The sequence below is a fragment of the Ruegeria sp. BF12 genome (genome assembly GCF_056538705.1).
In genome coordinates this window covers 88,052-103,713 of record NZ_JBQFTP010000003.1, presented here as the reverse complement: position 1 = coordinate 103,713, position 15,662 = coordinate 88,052, and the positions used below count along the sequence as shown (strand labels likewise).

Genomic DNA, 15,662 nt, shown 5'->3' with positions numbered 1-15,662 from the left:
TCGATTTTGCGTATTAGGTGTCAGTTGCCGCCCACCGAACACCGTTTGCTGCTGCCCAGCGTTGCGCAGGACGATGTACCCAGACCGCCCTTGCGAACCTTCACCTCTTGCGATGGAGCCTTTTGCTGGGATCCATCTGTTCCGGCTTTTGCCTTGAACGCCTTGTTCATGAGACTCTGGAAAAACCCACCGTCGCCACCCGCGCTGGCCACCGCGGGTTCGGCCTTGCTAAGGGCAGATTCCAGCAACAGATCCTGCGTGCGAATGTAAGCCAGCTGCGACAATTCCTGGTTTTCGAACACTTTGCCATTCGTAATGTCCACCACGCCCTCGGAATTGAACCCAGAACTGGCCAAAGTGTTAACCATTACAGAGGCAGCATCCAGATTTTTGAGCTTTTCCTGCCCCAGTTTGAGTTGCGCATTTTGCATCGCTTCGTAGAGCTTGTGCATTTCGTCCGCGATCTGAGACTGTTGTTCCAGAGGAACATCAATCCCCTTGCCGACAACCAGGGCAGGCAGCGGCAACAGCTCGTTCAGGCCCGCGTAATCGATCCGGCCCAGAAAGTCGCGGATCGTCGCGTCGTTGGCATCTGTATGAAGGCGAATGACGACCTCCTGATCAAAACCGATTCGACCTGTGAACGCGCGATACCTTGGCATTTTGTCGTTATCCAGCAGATTTCCAGTGGTTTCCATGAATGCCACACCGTCGATCACCGCATAGCCTTCCTCAACTTTCATGCCTCCAAGGAATTCGCTCTGCGCACTCAAAGCCAGCCCGGCCATAGTATTGCGGGCGGACTTTGGTTTGAGCGAGATATCAAGCCAGATAACCTCTGAATCGTTTGAATACACCGCGCCAGTCTCATCCAGTTTACGAATCACGCCTTCTTCCCCAGCGTTATTGAGCGCGACCAACTCAGCCGGGCCACTGACGGAACTGATTAGCGGTGTCAGGTCAAACTCGGTCAGAGCCGTGGAAACCGCGCTGTTGTCAGCTTCGGTCATGGCATGTTGTGTCCACCCGACCGGTGGCTTGGGCAAATAGCTTTTGGCCCCCACATCCCACAGCTTCTGACGCTCGCGATCAGCCTTTTTTGCCTCGCGCTTCTGTTGGCTCCGGTCGAATCGTTCAGAGATCGTTTCGACATACCCATTGAAGGAAAGTGTGCCTTCCGACTTTTTGTCCTGCTGAAAATAATCCAGGCCAGCTACGACCAGGACCACAATCAACCCAAATCCAATGAACCTTAATGCGTCCATTTCAATCCCCAAAATCAATCACTGCTCTTATCCGCAATTGATAATGATTAATTTGGGCGCACTTGTGGCTTCGAGACGAAATTTCGAAGCGTTACGGTACTGGCAAAATCTTTCCGGGATTCATGATGTTATCCGGGTCCAGCGCCTTTTTGATGGCCTCCATAAATGTAACTGCCGGACCAAGTTCTTTGACCAGATAGGGCCGTTTACCCTGTCCGATTCCATGCTCCCCCGTGCAAGTGCCCTCCATCGAAATGGCCAGATCGTTCAGCCATCCGACAAAGTCTTCGGCCTTGTCCACCTCTTCGGCGTTCTCCATGTCGATCAGTAGCAGAGTATGGAAGTTCCCGTCGCCAACATGTCCGACCATGGGCGCCATCAACCCAAGTTCACTCGCCTTGTCCTGAGTTGCTGTCACGCATTCGGCCAATCTGGAAATCGGAACGCACACGTCGGTGGAAATCCCCCGCGCGCCTGGACGCAACTGCAGGCAAGCCCAGTACATGTCGTGCCGCGCCTGCCAGAGTTTATTTCGCTCTTCGGTCGTTGAGGTTGCTGCAAAATCGGTGCCGCCGAACTCTTCTGCGATCTGACCGAAGGTCTCGGCTTGCTCGACCGCACTGCTTTCCGACCCGTGGAACTCGAGCAGCAGCAGTGGTGTTTCAGGCAAGCTCAGGCCGGAATAGGCATTGGCGGCCTTGACCGACATTTCGTCCAGCAGCTCGATCCGGGCGACGGGTACGCCATACTGAATGGTCATCATGACCGCCTGACACGCCGCATCCACAGTGGGGAATGAACAGCGGGCCGAGCTGATCGCCTCTGGGATACCCTGAAGGCGCAGTGTAAGTTCCGTGATGATGCCCAGCGTCCCTTCTGCGCCGATCAGCAGACGGGTCAAATCATAACCGGCCGAGGATTTCTTGGCCCGGTGACCGGTTCGGATAATCTGCCCGTCCGGCATGACGGCTTCGAGGCTGAGAATATTGTCCTTCATCGTGCCATAGCGCACTGCATTGGTACCGGACGCCCGCGTCGCGGCCATCCCCCCCAATGAGGCATTTGCGCCGGGATCAATTGGGAAGAACAAGCCCTGGTCGCGCAGATGCGTATTCAGGTCTTCACGCGTCACACCAGGCTGCACCACACAGTCCAAATCTCCGGGATGAACGGCCAGCACCTTGTTCATTTGGGACAAGTCGACCGAGATACCGCCAGCGGGCGCATTCACATGGCCTTCCAGCGACGTGCCAGTGCCGAAGGCGATCACCGGCACTTTGTGGGTCGCGCAGGTTTTGACGATCTCCGACACCTCTTCCGTCGATCGCGGAAAGACCACGGCGTCCGGGGACTGGTTTTCGATCCAGGTGGTCGTATGGCCGTGCTGTTCGCGGATCGCCTGTCCGGTTTGCAGCCTGTCACCAAACTTCTGCTTCAGAATGCCGACAGCGGCCTCAATCCCAACCTCGTTTCGCGGCAAATCCACTGCCTGCACCATGTCTATCCCCTTTAAAACGAAGGACTATTCGCCCAGCGCTATGCCTTCACGGCGCGGATCGGCACCACCGACCAGCACATCCCCAATTTCAATCGCATGCAGGCCCGAGGTCAGATCCCGTGGGTTCACTTCGAACCCAAGCTCGATCAACGCGTCCGAGAAACCTTCAGCTGCCGTGCCTTCTTCGACATCATAAGTCCCGAAGCGATTGACCAGATGCGGAAGCGACAGAGCCTGCTGCACGTCCATATCCCAATCGGCCCAGGCGATGATCGACTTGGCCACATAACCAATGATACGGCTGCCGCCCGGTGATCCGATGGCCAAGACAGGCGCGCCGTCCTGCATCACAATCGTCGGGCTCATCGACGAACGCGGACGCTTGCCCGGTTCCAGCCGGTTGGCAATCGGCACGCCATCGCTGTGGGTTTTGAACGAGAAATCCGTCAGCTCGTTGTTTAGCAGGAATCCGTTGGTCATCAGGCGTGACCCGAAGCCATTTTCAATCGTCGTCGTCATCGACAGGACGTTGCCATATTGGTCGACGATCGAGATATGCGAGGTCGAAGGCAACTCGATAGAGACATCATCGGCCCAGTTTGACGCATGATCAAACTCGGGGTTGCCCGGCGTGACCTCTGTCAGCGCAGCCTCACCGCCCAAGAGCGCACCCCGGTCGGACAGATACGCAGGATCAACCAGACCTTGTGTCGGCATAGGGACAAAGTCGTGATCCGCCATGTAACGGCCGCGATCCGCAAAAGCCAAACGCGATGCATCTCCGATCAGACGCCATGCATTCGCGTCCTCGGGGCCCATGGCCGCCAGATCATAGCCATCCAGCATGCCGAGGATCTGACCGACGGTCAGCGCACCCGACGATGGCGGCCCCATACCGCAGACCTCGTACGCGCGATAAGTGGCGCAAACCGCCTCGCGCTCGATCACTTGATACAACGCCAGATCGATACCCGACAGAACCCCAGGATTGCCCTCGGCACCACGAACGGTACTGACGATACCCGCTGCTATTTCGCCACCGTAAAAACCTGCAGACCCTTCGCTTGCCAGAGTCTGCAGCGTTTTGGCGTAAGCCGGGTTCGTCAGGCGTTGCCCCTGCTCCAGTGGCTTACCTCCAGGCAGGAAGTATTCTGCCGTTACAGGAAACCGCGACAGGCGTTCGGCATCCTTCTCGACCAAGCTGGCGAGACGCGGCGAGACAAGGAAACCTTCATCGGCCAAATTAATGCCATCGGCAAACAGGCTGGGCCATGGGCTGCGCCCCCAGCGCCGGTGCGCCTCTTCCAACAAGGCGGGTGTGCCGGGGGTACCGACTGACAACCCGCCGACGACCGCATCGAAGAATTTCAGCGGTTCGCCATTTTCATCGTGAAACAGCCTGTGGTTTGCTTCAAGCGGTGCAGTCTCGCGCCCGTCCAGCGTGGTCAGCTTACCCGTCGCAGCGTCGTACCAGACCAGAAACGCCCCGCCACCAAGCCCCGAGGACTGCGGCTCGACCAGCCCGAGCACAACCTGAACGGCCACCATCGCATCTGCTGCCGAGCCACCGGCCCGCAGCACCTTTGCGCCGGCTTCAACCGCCAATGGGTTCGCTGCGGCAACCATCCAATTCTCGGAGGTGACCGGCTGTCCGGCCATCTTGGCCTCAAGTGCGGCGATAACCTCTTCGGTAAGGCCCTGAACCTGCCCTTCGGACGCACCTTCAGGGGCAACCGCATCCGCGGTTTCCTGAGCGAAGGATGGCGCTGCCACAACCATCGCCGACAAAAACAACCCCGAAATCAGACCTCGTTTCATTGTATCCTCCTGAAAATTGCGTGTTCCAAAAAGCCGGGTCCGCCTTGAAGCGCAGGCGGAACCCCGTCAAAGCATCGCGGGAACCACCTGATCCGGCGGGCGGTGCCCGTCTTCGAATGTCTTGATATTAATAATAACTTTCTCGCCCATTTCGATCCGACCTTCCATCGTGGCCGATCCCATATGGGGCAACAAGACAACGTTCGGTAATTGCCGCAAGCGCGGATTCACATCTGTTCCGTGTTCATAGACGTCCAGACCTGCCCCGGCGATTTCGCCCGAGCGGATCAAACGCGTCAACGCGTTTTCATCTACCACTTCGCCCCGAGAGGTATTCACGATCACAGCCGACGGTTTCATCAGCTTCAGCCGCCGTGCGTTCATCAGGTGAAAGGTCGACGGTGTTGATGGGCAATTGATGGAAATGACATCCATCCGCGCCACCATCTGGTCGAGGCTTTCCCAATAGGTCGCCTCCAGCTCCTGTTCCGTTTCGGGGCGCAGACGGCGGCGATTGTGGTAATGTACCTGCATTCCAAACGCACTGGCGCGGCGCGCAACGGCCTGACCAATGCGCCCCATGCCCAAAATACCCAGGCGACGCCCGCCGATCCGGCCACCCAGGAAAGCAGTCGGTGCCCAACCGGCCCAATCGCCTTTCTGCATCACGGACAGGCCTTCAGGAATTCGGCGGGTTACCGCCAGAATAAGCGCCATGGTCATGTCCGCAGTATCGTCGGTCAGAACACCCGGAGTATTGGACACCAGAATGCCCCTCTGTCGGGCGGTCGAGACGTCGATATTGTCGACCCCAGCCCCGTAATTCGCGATCAGGCGCAGGTTCTCACCCGCCTGCCCCAGCAAACCACCGTCAATCGTATCGGTTACTGTCGGCACCAACACATCAGCTGTTTTTACCGCCGCAACCAGTTCTTCGCGGGTCATTGGGTTGTCATCGTCGCGCAATTGTACATCGAACAATTCGCTCAACCGGGTTTCAACCGCCTCGGGCAACCGTCGCGTAACGACAACACTCAGACGTTCTCTTGGCACCTCTGCACTCCCACTGCTTTGCAAACCTTCGCGCGCCATGGCATCGTGGCGCAGGATAAGGCGGGGCACAAGAACCCCATAGACATTGAGTCGACCTTTTTTCGAACCAAGATCAACAGGCACAAGAGCAGACCGTAAGTGAGTGGCTTTCTACCCGTAAAACGCCTTGTTCCGGCGGTATTCACCGTTTTTCTGACCGTGTTCAGCAGTTTGCCTGCCAACGCGCAGGACAAACGCGGGCCTGTCACCAACCTCCCGCTGCCACGATATGTCTCGATGAAGGCAGCCGAAGGCAACGTGCGCCGGGGTCCGTCACTAACGCATCGAATCGATTGGGTGTTCAAACGGCGGGGTATGCCGCTGCAGATCACCGCCGAATACGGCAACTGGCGCAAGGTTCAGGATCGCGACGGGGCCGGAGGGTGGGTCCACTATGCGTTGCTGTCCGGCGTAAGGACCGTGTTGATCGAATCCGAAATGCTGCCTGTTTACTCCAACCCCGACCCCAAAGCGCCGGTCAGCGCGCAATTCGAATCCGGCGTCGTGGCCCGGCTGGGCAGTTGCTCGTTGGATTGGTGCCAAATCTCGGCCGGAGGTTATCGCGGCTGGACATTGAAATCGAACCTCTGGGGCGTGGACCCCGCTGAAATCCGCGAATAACCACCGCGGATCAAGATGTTCGCGCGATGAAGTCGCAGGTCAGATCCACCAGTTCCGGGCCGACATCCTCCTGCAGAAAATGACCTGCGTTTGGCAAAATCACATGCGGCTGCCCTGCAGCGCCCGGGCATAACTTTTGAAACACCTTGTCAATTCCGGCCATAACTTTGTCATCTGCCCCAAACGCAGTCAGCACCGGGGTCTGCAATCCACGGATCACGTCCCACGCGCGGCGATTCGGGCCCGAGGACGGATCATCTGGCGAAGCTGGCACCAGCATCGGAAACTGCCGCGCACCGGCCTTGTAGCTTTCATCGGGAAACGGTGCGTCATAAGCTGCGATGACCTCCTCGGACAGGGACGAAACCGTTCCCCCTTTCAGAATTCCTCCGGCTGGAAACTCCGGCACGTCCTGACTGAACCTTCGCCAGTTTTCAAACGCTTCACCCATCGGCTGATCTCCGGTCGGCAGCGCTGTATTGGCTACAACAATGCGCGCAAATCGATCGGGCATTTCGGCCCACAACCTCAGCCCAATCAGGCCACCCCAATCCTGACAAACCAGTGTGATGTTGCGCAGGTCAACCAAGCGCAGCCACTCGCCCATCCAAGTGACGTGTCGCTCATACGAGTAGTCACCGCGTTCAGTTGGCTTGTCAGAGCGGCCAAACCCGATCAGATCGGGTGCAACCGCCCGGCGCCCGCGCGCGACGAATCCCGAAATCATATGGCGGTAAAGGTAGGACCAGCTGGGTTCACCATGCATCATCAGAATTGGATCGGCATTTCTCTGCCCCTCATCCACATGATGTATCCGCAGTTGGCCGCCCTCAGTGTTGTCAATCTGCGTGTAAACCGGCTTGAACGGGTAGTCGGATAACCCCTGAAACCGAGCGTCAGGTGTGCGCAAAAACTCCATGGTCACTCCCTTCTGATTACTTCCGATGGTCCACCGAAGCGGTATCAAAATCGCCTAACCCGCTGAAAAAATTATTCAAAACCCGTGCTCCACAGAGTTCACTGAAGTGCACGCATCTTTTGCCCAGCAATAGAAGAGCGGGCACAGGCGATAATCAGACTGAAGGATCGAACAAGGAAGCCGTGAAAACAAGCCACTCGTAGACCGTCAAAAGTGTCCTTCAGATTTTTTTCAAACCGCGCTGATTTTTTGTCGGAAAGGCCTTGAACCCGCCGATCAACAATCGTAGACAGCGCCTCACTGTTGGGGTGTAGCCAAGTGGTAAGGCAGCGGTTTTTGGTACCGTGTATCGTAGGTTCGAATCCTACCACCCCAGCCACCATTCTCCGAAAGAACAACAAAATAAGGGGAAATCCACCCCTTCAAGCCGACATGTATCCCATGCCTCCGATGGTGGGATACAATGTGGGATACACACTCGCCACTCCAAGATCGGATTTCGACCCAGGCGACGCGCTCGTGTCGGCCCCTATCTTACGAGGCGTGGCCGCACTTATTACTTCATGAAGCGTCTGCCAAAAAAAATATTGTACAGCGCATCAAACCGATTTCTGCGTTTTTCACTGCAAACCGACCTACCGCTCGACGCCGTAGTGCGGGCTGGATGCCTGCTCGCGGTTTACGAGCAGAGGGAACCGGAAATCGTGAACGCACTGAACAAAAAAGAGATAACACCTGAACAGGCAATTGCCTTACTGAAAGAGATGCTCCGCGCTGAACTCAATCGTATTCTGAAGGAACAAAATGCTGATTGTGGGCTTTCTGATCAGGAGACAAACGCCCGCATCGAAGCACTGGAAAACGAAAATAAAGTTCTCAAAGCAGCGATGCGAAAGCGCGACTGGTCCAGCACCGAACCAGCGCTGCTTGCGGCAGGGGAAACAATTTCCATCCCTGTAGCCACGCCGGTATCGGCAGATCTTGGTCGACGGGCAGTCGCCCAGCAACGACAAATCAATGAGGTTGAAATCGACGTGCTCGACGGTGAAGACGTTAGAGTTGCCGCGTCCAATCTTCTCACAGAAGACGAGAACAGGGATTTTGACCGCTTCATTGAGGGAGAAATCATGTTGTCCGGAGCTATTGAGAGCGCTGTGGCCAACGCAACCTCACAAGATATGGCAAACAAATATGCGGCCACAGGCGCCATCGCACTCGAATTTTGGGGGGATATCGCTCTGTCAACAGTCACGACTGAGCACGTCAAAGACCTGATGTGGTTCGTTCAACGGATACCAGCACTGCACGGGAAGAAGCACGGCAACAATCGCTTCGTTAAAGATCGCCCGAATCCAACGAAGCGTGAAGAAGTTGAAATAGCGGATCTCAATGATGCTGCAATGCGCGCCGAAATAGAAGCAGACGAATTGCTCCCACTACCAGAAAAACGTGCTCGCCTCGCTGAAGTCCTAATCCCAAGGTTGGCCATGACCACGGTCGGACACCACCTCGACCGGCTGCACGCCATTTTTCGAAACGCTCAGGAAACGCTTGGATACAAAGGGCAAATCCGGTTTTTGACGAAAAACAAAATGCAACAGCACATCAAAGTGCTGAACGAAAAGAACAAAGACCCACTGTTCTTCCGAAAAGAGAAACCAAAGGAGCGTGACTCCTGGTCGCAAGAACGTCTGAAAACACTCCTCATGTCACCCGTCTACACCGGCTGCAGTTCCGATTCCCGTCGTTGGAAGCCCGGGCCAATGATCATTCGTGACGCCAAATATTGGGTTCCGTTATTGGTCATGACGCTCGGCAGTCGTATTTTAGAAGTCCTGCAACTTAAAAAGACCGACTTGATTGTCCATGACGGTGTTCTGAGTCTTCGACTGGGGATCACGGCGGAACATCGCGTCAAAACGAGTGACTCCAAACGGGTGCTACCGCTGCCGCAACTCCTGATCGACATGGGCTTTGTAGAGTGGGTTCATTCATTGCCCGCACTACAGCGCCTTCTGTTTCCTTCTCCGGCGCAAGGCGCTGACATTGCGGCCATCTCCGGAAACTTCGGGAAGCAGCTGAAGACACTATTCACCCACTTGGGTATCGCAGATTGGCATGAGGACTTTTACGCGCTGCGAAAGACAATGAGCAGCGCGCTCGAAGACGCCGGCGTACCTGAAAACCGTCGCCAGGCAATTGCCGGCCACGCTGGGGGCAACACGATCAATCGCTCCTACACTCGACGAAATGTGTCGACGCTGAAGTCCGAGCTGGACAAGTTTGATCTCAAGGTGACGGTCGGTTTTTCGGAATCTTTGGGTCACCCGATCATCAAGAGTTGCGACCTTCTCGCCAAACCGACCGCCGATGTTGAAGTTGAACTTGATATCGATGAAACCGCCAGAGTAGTTCGGATCAAATCCACGCAGTGCGGAAAAGTTCTGGTACATGCGCAAAGTTTTGGTGTGCACCCCAGCAAATACCAGATCGGTAAGGAAACAAGCTGCACATCAACGGAACTGGCCGTCAGGCTCCGCAAAATCAGCGAAGACTACCACCTTTGCCTTCCAAACACGCCTCAACGTCGTCAAGCTATCGAGAGTCTGATGGCTTACGCACACGTTGTTTGATGAACACTCGCGAGTGGATGTCCGCTGGCGCTGCGTAGTCTTTCAGCGCTCCGAGAAAAGAGGTGCACGCTTGTCAGCCCTGGACACCACTTGCAGCTCGTAACAAAGGATCACCTACGGTCACCGCCTAAAGCTCCAAAAGATCCTCCAGGAATTCAGAAGGTGGCTCACAGGCAGAGACCCATAGTTGCTCTCTTGCGCGTGTCGCCGCGACATAGAGCAGGTGCCTTTCCGTGTCGAATACCTCCTTCAATGAGGGTTCATCTGCGGCAGAAAGAAGTCGCTGCTCACTCGGTATTACATCCGCGTCGCACGCCATAACGGCAACCGCCCTAAATTCCCGACCCTTCGCTTCGTGCATACTTATGATGGGTATCTCAATCCCTTCTGGCACTGCTCGCTGAGCTCGATCAAACTGTTCATCGGATCTTACAAGGATCACCATACTGCTTGGGTCAAAACCATCGTGCAATCGCTGGTTAATCCATTTCTGCAGGCCCTGGGCTTCCTTTTCCTGTGTTTCAAATACATGAAGACCAGGCTGAGGCCCATGAAACACGGAAGTGATACCCAAACGTCGGTCCTCTCCACCATCAGCTTCGATCAGACGCGTCGGCAAAAGCTGATCTGATTTTTCACGAATTTGGTGGGAGGTTCTGTAGTTGACCTTCAGACTCCTCGATCGCCCGCGAATATCAACGCCGGCTGACTTCCAGGGGAAAGGCGATCGGAATATGCGCTGACCTATATCTCCTGCAAAAAACAGACCATTGTCTTTCTCTCCGGCAATACTGGAGAGCAGCACAAGCTCTGGAGTAGAGATATCTTGAGCTTCGTCCACGATAACATGGGTATATGGAAATTCTCGTCTTTCTTGAGCAAGACGATGCATAACCCCGGAAAGCGTAGTCTTGCCTTCCTCCTCAAGCTTTGCCTTTACGCGGGTGAATTCCCGAAGCAGAAGTCTCCGGCTGGTCAACCCATTCAGGAACGTCAGCGTTGCTCTCTGGGGCAGACAGAGTCTCCTCTGCTTGGGACCGCACCTGTTCAACCAGTGTCTCGAACCGGGCATTAACTTCAGCGGCTCGGACACGGGCAGTGTTACGATCTCCAGTCTTGAGGCTCTGCTTCAGCGCCTGGACGTTCAGGTTTTCTCCGCGGATGGCGGTTTTGCGGACAAACCCGTTATTCGCCGCGCAGTAGAAATAAGATTTCATTTGAACGACCGATACCGCAGACAAAATTGAATGAAGGAGAAAAATGAAAACGTTGCCTCACGGACTTGGGACATTGTCCCTTTAACAAACATAAATCAGATATTTAATTTTTCGATGCGGCGCCAAAGACTTGGCGTCCGATCTCAGAGACCACGACCAATACCTCTGCGCGCGCGAAACGGGTGTTCAGTTCACTGTTAAGTGTGATGGAGATTTCATCAATTGTGGAGCTCATAACTGCGCCATGTGGGTTTATAAACACAACAACGGAGAGAGTTCGGCCGGCTTTGAGAACAATGACATCTGGGATTTCGATGTCCTTATTGGCCAATAAGTCTTCTGCCGTCTTGCGCACTTCGTCTACGATGTCTTTGGAAGCGGACGTTCCGACCAACTCTCCAAGACTGTTTTTGAAATCGGCCCAATATGTTCCAGAGGCAACAAGGCAAAGGCAAATTACAATAATGGAATCTCCAATTGGCGCAACGAACGCCAGCGGTCCGTCCTTCAAAAAAAACACCAGTGCGAAACCCACGCCTGCTGTTCCAGTAATGACGCCGTCGAATGCAGCCGCGCGGGACTCTAGCCTTAAGATGTCGCTTTGCTTACCAGTTTGCTTCCAACATCGAAGGTGGTTTGCCCACAAACCAGCACAGATTAGGCAAATCAGGATAGTGTAAACACCAATAACCTCAAATTTAACCGGGGCTGGCGTCGTACCGCCGATATAGGAGGCGATCTTGGCAACTGCATTGGTAAAAGCAAACACCACAAGGCCGAGAAGAGACAAGGCGCGAAAAGTCGTGAATACCGCTTCATCAGCTGCGTAGCCCAACGGCCTATTCTCATCCGGACGGGCCGAAGATTGGCGACCGACACGAACTGCTAAGATAGCAGCAAAAAAGCCGACCAATGAAAACAACCCGTCGACCAGCAATGCTTGTGAGTTCGAAAGGACCGAAGCCAAGATTCCGGCAAATCCCATGGCCAAATTTCCGGCCATGCCCACCCGGAGAGCAGAGGTTTCAAGTGTATCGACTGCTGCCGACATCGAAATATTCACCAGTTGTTTTGAACAAGACCATTACCATGAGACCTTACTGCAAACTGCGACACACTCCGGAGCATTGTGACCCGGTGTGCGTCAACAAAATAAGCTCCGTGAAGTTCTCAAATTAGGGTTCACCCGAGATACGCGGATGCACAAACTCAGGGTCCATTCCTTCTTTTCTCATCGCGATACCAGTTAGGAACTGAAACATGGTTCGTCGTACAAGTCGCGCAGTCTGCTGGCCCTTATTGTCATAAAACGGATTGAACTCGACAAAATCCACGCCGACGATTGTTTTTCGTGCAGCGAACTCCCGCAGCATTGGGAACAGGTCTTCTGGGTGTGACCCAATAGGAGAGGATGATCCTGTGCCCGGTGCATAGCTCATGTCAAAGGTGTCGATGTCAAACGAGACATACACCAGATCAATATCCTTAAGATCCTCGTAAATCTTGTCGAAGGTCTCTTCCACACCGTCCCTGCGGATCTCATGAATATGATAGACTTTCCCACCTTCGGCTTGGACTTGGTCCCAGTCGCCTTCTCCAAAAACAGGAGTGGCCATGCCGTATTGGATGACATTGCTTCCGTCCACCAATCCTTCTTCTACAGCGAGGGTCATAAAGCTGCCAGAATGGTAGAAAGCGCCAAACTTTCCCTGGCCTCGGTCGAGATGGACGTCGAAATGTACGAAAGCAACATTATTGCGCCCATAGACGTCAACGATGCCGCGGAAAGTACCGTTGGGAACGGAATGATCTCCGCCAACAATAAATGGAACGGCCCCAATCGAAGCAACTTCGCGCGTCATTCTGCGAATTTCTTCTAAAGTGTGCGCTTGGTTGTATGCGTTCATTCCGGCATCACCGTAGTCAACCGCGTTGATGATTGAAAATGGCGCTATCAAAGTTTCGTATTCCACCCAACTCAGAGGGAACTTTGGATCCCCATAGCCCCCGTAGTCTCTGTTATAACGCACTTCTGCGGGTGCCCACATATTGCCAGCCGAGTGAGGCAAAGCTCCGGTCGGCGCTCCAAAAATTGCTACGTCGATTTCACCGGCAACCAAATCTTCTGGCGTCAAAGCCACTGGAAGCTTAAAGAAGGTCTGAATTCCGATTGGCTCCATCTGTAATTGGTACCGCTGTATGTCTATTGGCCCCGCCCCTTGCGGGTTTCTTTCCGGATCTCTCAGCTCTCTCCAAATATTCGTAGATTTGTCTTGCCGGATATTCATCTTGGAAGGATCATCGGGAACGACATGCGGCATAGGAGCAGGCTCTTCCTGAGGAGCGGCATCGACTATGTCTTTTAGCATTTGCGCGGAGCCTTTAACGGGGAATACACCTAATGCCGCCGCAATTGCACTAGTCATCAACAAATCGCTGAACTTCATCGCTTGCCCTTTCCGATGCACTGTTAAACAGAAGAATTGTAAAGTTAATCTCGATTTGACCCCCAAACATGTGTGTGGGCTACGTAATTTGTGCAAACATAGGAATATTTAACAAAAATCTTGCCGACCCGACCAATTTCCGTACGATTAGGGCCCATGCGCGTACAACAAATCTGTCTGCAAGAAGCCGAAGATATTTCGGAGTTTTTGTATCAGACCACAGGTATGATTCCTGGCTACACTCAGTTTTCTCCGGGCTCGGCGAAATTGAGCTACTGCGTTGTTGAATTAGATGGCGTGTCCTTGCTTTGGGCGCATGGATTTGCTCATTGCAGATGGCAAGATCAAATGTCTGATGATGGAAGGGTACATTTTGGCTTCGTAATTGACGCACCAAAGGGTGTAGTTTCCCTAGGTCGCGAACTTGATCCAGGTTACGCAATGTTGTTTCGACCTGGCCAAGAAATGGACTATGTGTTTCTCGGTCCTGTGAAAACGCTAGAAATCAGTGTCTCCAAAGAAATTTCTGTCGATCTAGGGTGGAATTTCCGCGGAGCGCCACTTTCTAAAGTACCAACTGAACATTTGAAACAGCTCAAATTCATGTGCCAGCGCGCCACTGAGTTGGCGGCGCCCGTAAATGAGCCTCCAAACCTATCGAAAATATTTGATGCACGAGAGGCTATATTGGACGCCCTCGAACCCGTCTTGCATCCGTGGCTCGAAGACTCATCCGCTGATTTGCAACTTACCAGTAGGTACAAGTTGTTGAAGGCATTCGACGACTTAGCTGACAGCTCTGGAGAAGCCTTGCCCAATTTGGACCTGATTTCCAGGGAGTTGGGCGTCGGGCGGCGCACGCTCTTTTACGCTTTACGGCAGTCTCTCGGTTTGACGCCGCGAGGATACTTGGAAATACGTCGTTTGATCGAACTTCGTAAGCAACTAAGAAAGACTGATCCTTCTGACAGTACCGTTACCGACTTGGCCACTGGGCTAGGATTTGGTGACCTTGGAAGAATGGCCGGAAATTACCGCCGGCAATTTGGAGAATACCCAAGCGAAACTTTGCGCGAATCAAGATGTTAGACTTGAGACACGCGTTCTTGTGTTCCCCTCTGCCGCACAGAAATACCAGAAGACAAATTGAGGGGTGGCAATCTACCGAGTTGCACTCGGCGCTCTTGTTAACTTGCGGGAAGATGCCTCTTTTCGGGCTGCTTTTCAGGTGAACTTTCAAGGATGCAAACATGGCCTTAAGCAGTTCAGATCATGATTCCGATAGAACGGTCAACGAACCCAAATCCGACGCGACAAAGATAGTTCGAGCAATCTTCGGAGAACCACTCTTTCAATTCCTAATTATTGCAGGCTTATTGTTCGCAGCGCAGACAATTTTCGCAAAAGACGACCGTGAAGTGATCGTGGTTGAAACAGCTACTCAACAATACCTTTTTGACCAGGAGGCTGAGCTTCTTTTAAGGCCACTAACCGAGGTCGAAAAAAAGGAAATTGTTAGAAATTTCATTGAAGAAGAAATCTTGGTCCGAGAAGCTGTGAAACGCGGCTTTTCGGACAGTTCTCGCATACGGGCACTTTTATTGCAGAACATGAGGTTTTTTATCGCCGGGGATATACCCGAACCAACAGAAGCAGAACTGCAGGAGTATTTTGAAAACAACTCCGAAAAGTTCCAAAGTCCTCTGAGTTATGATTTTGAACATGTGACTTTTGCCTCAAGTGGCGATGTTCCCGAAACTGTCATAAACGACCTGAACGAAGCCGGCGCTGCAATAGTTCAAGGCAATGCTGGCATTTATAGTGGTGGTACGCTTCGTTACATGGATCAACGGCGTCTCGTCCAGGCGTTTGGAGCGGAGACGGCAAAAGAGATCTTAAAAACAGTGGACAAGGGCGAATCTTGGCATGGTCCATTTTTGTCTCAAACCGGAACCGTCCATTTTCTGAAAGTGTCCAAAGAAAATCCGCCGAGTTTACCCGACTTCTTGGAAGTTAAGGATTGGGTGGGAACACAATGGCTTTCAGACAAATTCCGAGAGTTAATGGACAAAGAACTGCAGGCAGTGGAATCCGACTACGTCGTCGAAATTGTGCCTCCATCGGGTAATGAAGGTGATTAGATTTCGTCTTT

General features: G+C 53.6%; 13 protein-coding genes and 1 tRNA gene. 5 read left to right on the top strand and 9 right to left on the bottom strand.

Annotated elements, in window-relative coordinates:
• Nucleotides 1-20 precede the first annotated feature (20 nt).
• From ACR0J0_RS06115 to ACR0J0_RS06100, 4 genes are all read right to left on the bottom strand, one after another.
• A complete protein-coding gene (locus tag ACR0J0_RS06115; protein WP_480662101.1) occupies nucleotides 21-1,265 on the bottom strand; it encodes a hypothetical protein in 1,245 nt (414 codons plus the stop codon).
• Between the two features lie 91 nt (nucleotides 1,266-1,356).
• Complete coding sequence (locus ACR0J0_RS06110; protein ID WP_480662100.1) at nucleotides 1,357-2,763, bottom strand: FAD-binding oxidoreductase; 1,407 nt, start codon at nucleotides 2,761-2,763, stop codon at nucleotides 1,357-1,359.
• Nucleotides 2,764-2,787: 24 nt separating this feature from the next.
• On the bottom strand, nucleotides 2,788-4,581 hold the full coding sequence (ggt, locus tag ACR0J0_RS06105) for a gamma-glutamyltransferase (protein WP_480662098.1): 1,794 nt from the start codon (nucleotides 4,579-4,581) through the stop codon (nucleotides 2,788-2,790).
• A gap of 66 nt (nucleotides 4,582-4,647) precedes the next feature.
• The gene (locus ACR0J0_RS06100; RefSeq protein WP_480662868.1) at nucleotides 4,648-5,634 is read right to left on the bottom strand and encodes a 2-hydroxyacid dehydrogenase; all 987 of its coding nucleotides are present in this window, start codon (nucleotides 5,632-5,634) and stop codon (nucleotides 4,648-4,650) included.
• 192 nt (nucleotides 5,635-5,826) lie between these two features.
• Between ACR0J0_RS06100 and ACR0J0_RS06095 the strand changes: the two genes are divergently transcribed.
• Complete coding sequence (locus ACR0J0_RS06095) at nucleotides 5,827-6,294, top strand: SH3 domain-containing protein (RefSeq protein WP_480662866.1); 468 nt, start codon at nucleotides 5,827-5,829, stop codon at nucleotides 6,292-6,294.
• Between the two features lie 10 nt (nucleotides 6,295-6,304).
• On the opposite strand, the gene ACR0J0_RS06090 is transcribed toward ACR0J0_RS06095, so the two are convergent.
• Nucleotides 6,305-7,213, bottom strand: a complete 909-nt coding sequence (locus ACR0J0_RS06090; protein ID WP_480662096.1) for a haloalkane dehalogenase — start codon at nucleotides 7,211-7,213, stop codon at nucleotides 6,305-6,307.
• Between the two features lie 304 nt (nucleotides 7,214-7,517).
• Between ACR0J0_RS06090 and ACR0J0_RS06085 the strand changes: the two genes are divergently transcribed.
• Together ACR0J0_RS06085 and ACR0J0_RS06080 are read left to right on the top strand one after the other, a co-directional pair.
• A tRNA-Gln gene (locus ACR0J0_RS06085) sits at nucleotides 7,518-7,592 on the top strand.
• 184 nt (nucleotides 7,593-7,776) lie between these two features.
• Nucleotides 7,777-9,846, top strand: a complete 2,070-nt coding sequence (locus ACR0J0_RS06080) for a site-specific integrase (protein ID WP_480662094.1) — start codon at nucleotides 7,777-7,779, stop codon at nucleotides 9,844-9,846.
• A 127-nt stretch (nucleotides 9,847-9,973) separates the two neighbouring features.
• Here the strand turns inward: ACR0J0_RS06080 and ACR0J0_RS06075 are convergent, their stop codons facing one another.
• From ACR0J0_RS06075 to ACR0J0_RS06060, 4 genes are all read right to left on the bottom strand, one after another.
• Entirely contained in the window at nucleotides 9,974-10,738 is a 765-nt protein-coding gene (locus tag ACR0J0_RS06075; protein ID WP_480662092.1) for a 3'-5' exonuclease, read from the bottom strand.
• A 31-nt stretch (nucleotides 10,739-10,769) separates the two neighbouring features.
• Nucleotides 10,770-11,063: a DUF6538 domain-containing protein gene (locus ACR0J0_RS06070; protein ID WP_480662090.1), complete on the bottom strand. Its 294-nt coding sequence runs from the start codon at nucleotides 11,061-11,063 to the stop codon at nucleotides 10,770-10,772.
• 103 nt (nucleotides 11,064-11,166) lie between these two features.
• Complete coding sequence (locus tag ACR0J0_RS06065) at nucleotides 11,167-12,114, bottom strand: cation efflux transmembrane domain-containing protein (RefSeq protein ID WP_480662088.1); 948 nt, start codon at nucleotides 12,112-12,114, stop codon at nucleotides 11,167-11,169.
• Nucleotides 12,115-12,238: 124 nt separating this feature from the next.
• On the bottom strand, nucleotides 12,239-13,510 hold the full coding sequence (locus tag ACR0J0_RS06060; RefSeq protein ID WP_480662087.1) for an arginase family protein: 1,272 nt from the start codon (nucleotides 13,508-13,510) through the stop codon (nucleotides 12,239-12,241).
• Between the two features lie 156 nt (nucleotides 13,511-13,666).
• Here ACR0J0_RS06060 and ACR0J0_RS06055 point away from each other — a divergent pair, with 156 nt between their 5' ends.
• Entirely contained in the window at nucleotides 13,667-14,599 is a 933-nt protein-coding gene (locus ACR0J0_RS06055; RefSeq protein WP_480662085.1) for a helix-turn-helix domain-containing protein, read from the top strand.
• A 161-nt stretch (nucleotides 14,600-14,760) separates the two neighbouring features.
• Nucleotides 14,761-15,651: a peptidyl-prolyl cis-trans isomerase gene (locus tag ACR0J0_RS06050; protein WP_480662083.1), complete on the top strand. Its 891-nt coding sequence runs from the start codon at nucleotides 14,761-14,763 to the stop codon at nucleotides 15,649-15,651.
• Nucleotides 15,652-15,662 lie beyond the last annotated feature (11 nt).

What these genes read in the sequence shown, in the direction of transcription:
- ACR0J0_RS06115 (WP_480662101.1), bottom strand. Translation starts at nt 1,265, where the DNA reads ATGGACGCATTAAGGTTCATTGGATTTGGGTTGATTGTGGTCCTGGTC.
- ACR0J0_RS06110 (WP_480662100.1), bottom strand. Translation starts at nt 2,763, where the DNA reads ATGGTGCAGGCAGTGGATTTGCCGCGAAACGAGGTTGGGATTGAGGCC.
- ggt (WP_480662098.1), bottom strand. Translation starts at nt 4,581, where the DNA reads ATGAAACGAGGTCTGATTTCGGGGTTGTTTTTGTCGGCGATGGTTGTG.
- ACR0J0_RS06090 (WP_480662096.1), bottom strand. Translation starts at nt 7,213, where the DNA reads ATGGAGTTTTTGCGCACACCTGACGCTCGGTTTCAGGGGTTATCCGAC.
- ACR0J0_RS06080 (WP_480662094.1), top strand. Translation starts at nt 7,777, where the DNA reads ATGAAGCGTCTGCCAAAAAAAATATTGTACAGCGCATCAAACCGATTT.
- ACR0J0_RS06075 (WP_480662092.1), bottom strand. Translation starts at nt 10,738, where the DNA reads ATGCATCGTCTTGCTCAAGAAAGACGAGAATTTCCATATACCCATGTT.
- ACR0J0_RS06070 (WP_480662090.1), bottom strand. Translation starts at nt 11,063, where the DNA reads ATGAAATCTTATTTCTACTGCGCGGCGAATAACGGGTTTGTCCGCAAA.
- ACR0J0_RS06065 (WP_480662088.1), bottom strand. Translation starts at nt 12,114, where the DNA reads ATGTCGGCAGCAGTCGATACACTTGAAACCTCTGCTCTCCGGGTGGGC.
- ACR0J0_RS06060 (WP_480662087.1), bottom strand. Translation starts at nt 13,510, where the DNA reads ATGAAGTTCAGCGATTTGTTGATGACTAGTGCAATTGCGGCGGCATTA.
- ACR0J0_RS06055 (WP_480662085.1), top strand. Translation starts at nt 13,667, where the DNA reads ATGCGCGTACAACAAATCTGTCTGCAAGAAGCCGAAGATATTTCGGAG.
- ACR0J0_RS06050 (WP_480662083.1), top strand. Translation starts at nt 14,761, where the DNA reads ATGGCCTTAAGCAGTTCAGATCATGATTCCGATAGAACGGTCAACGAA.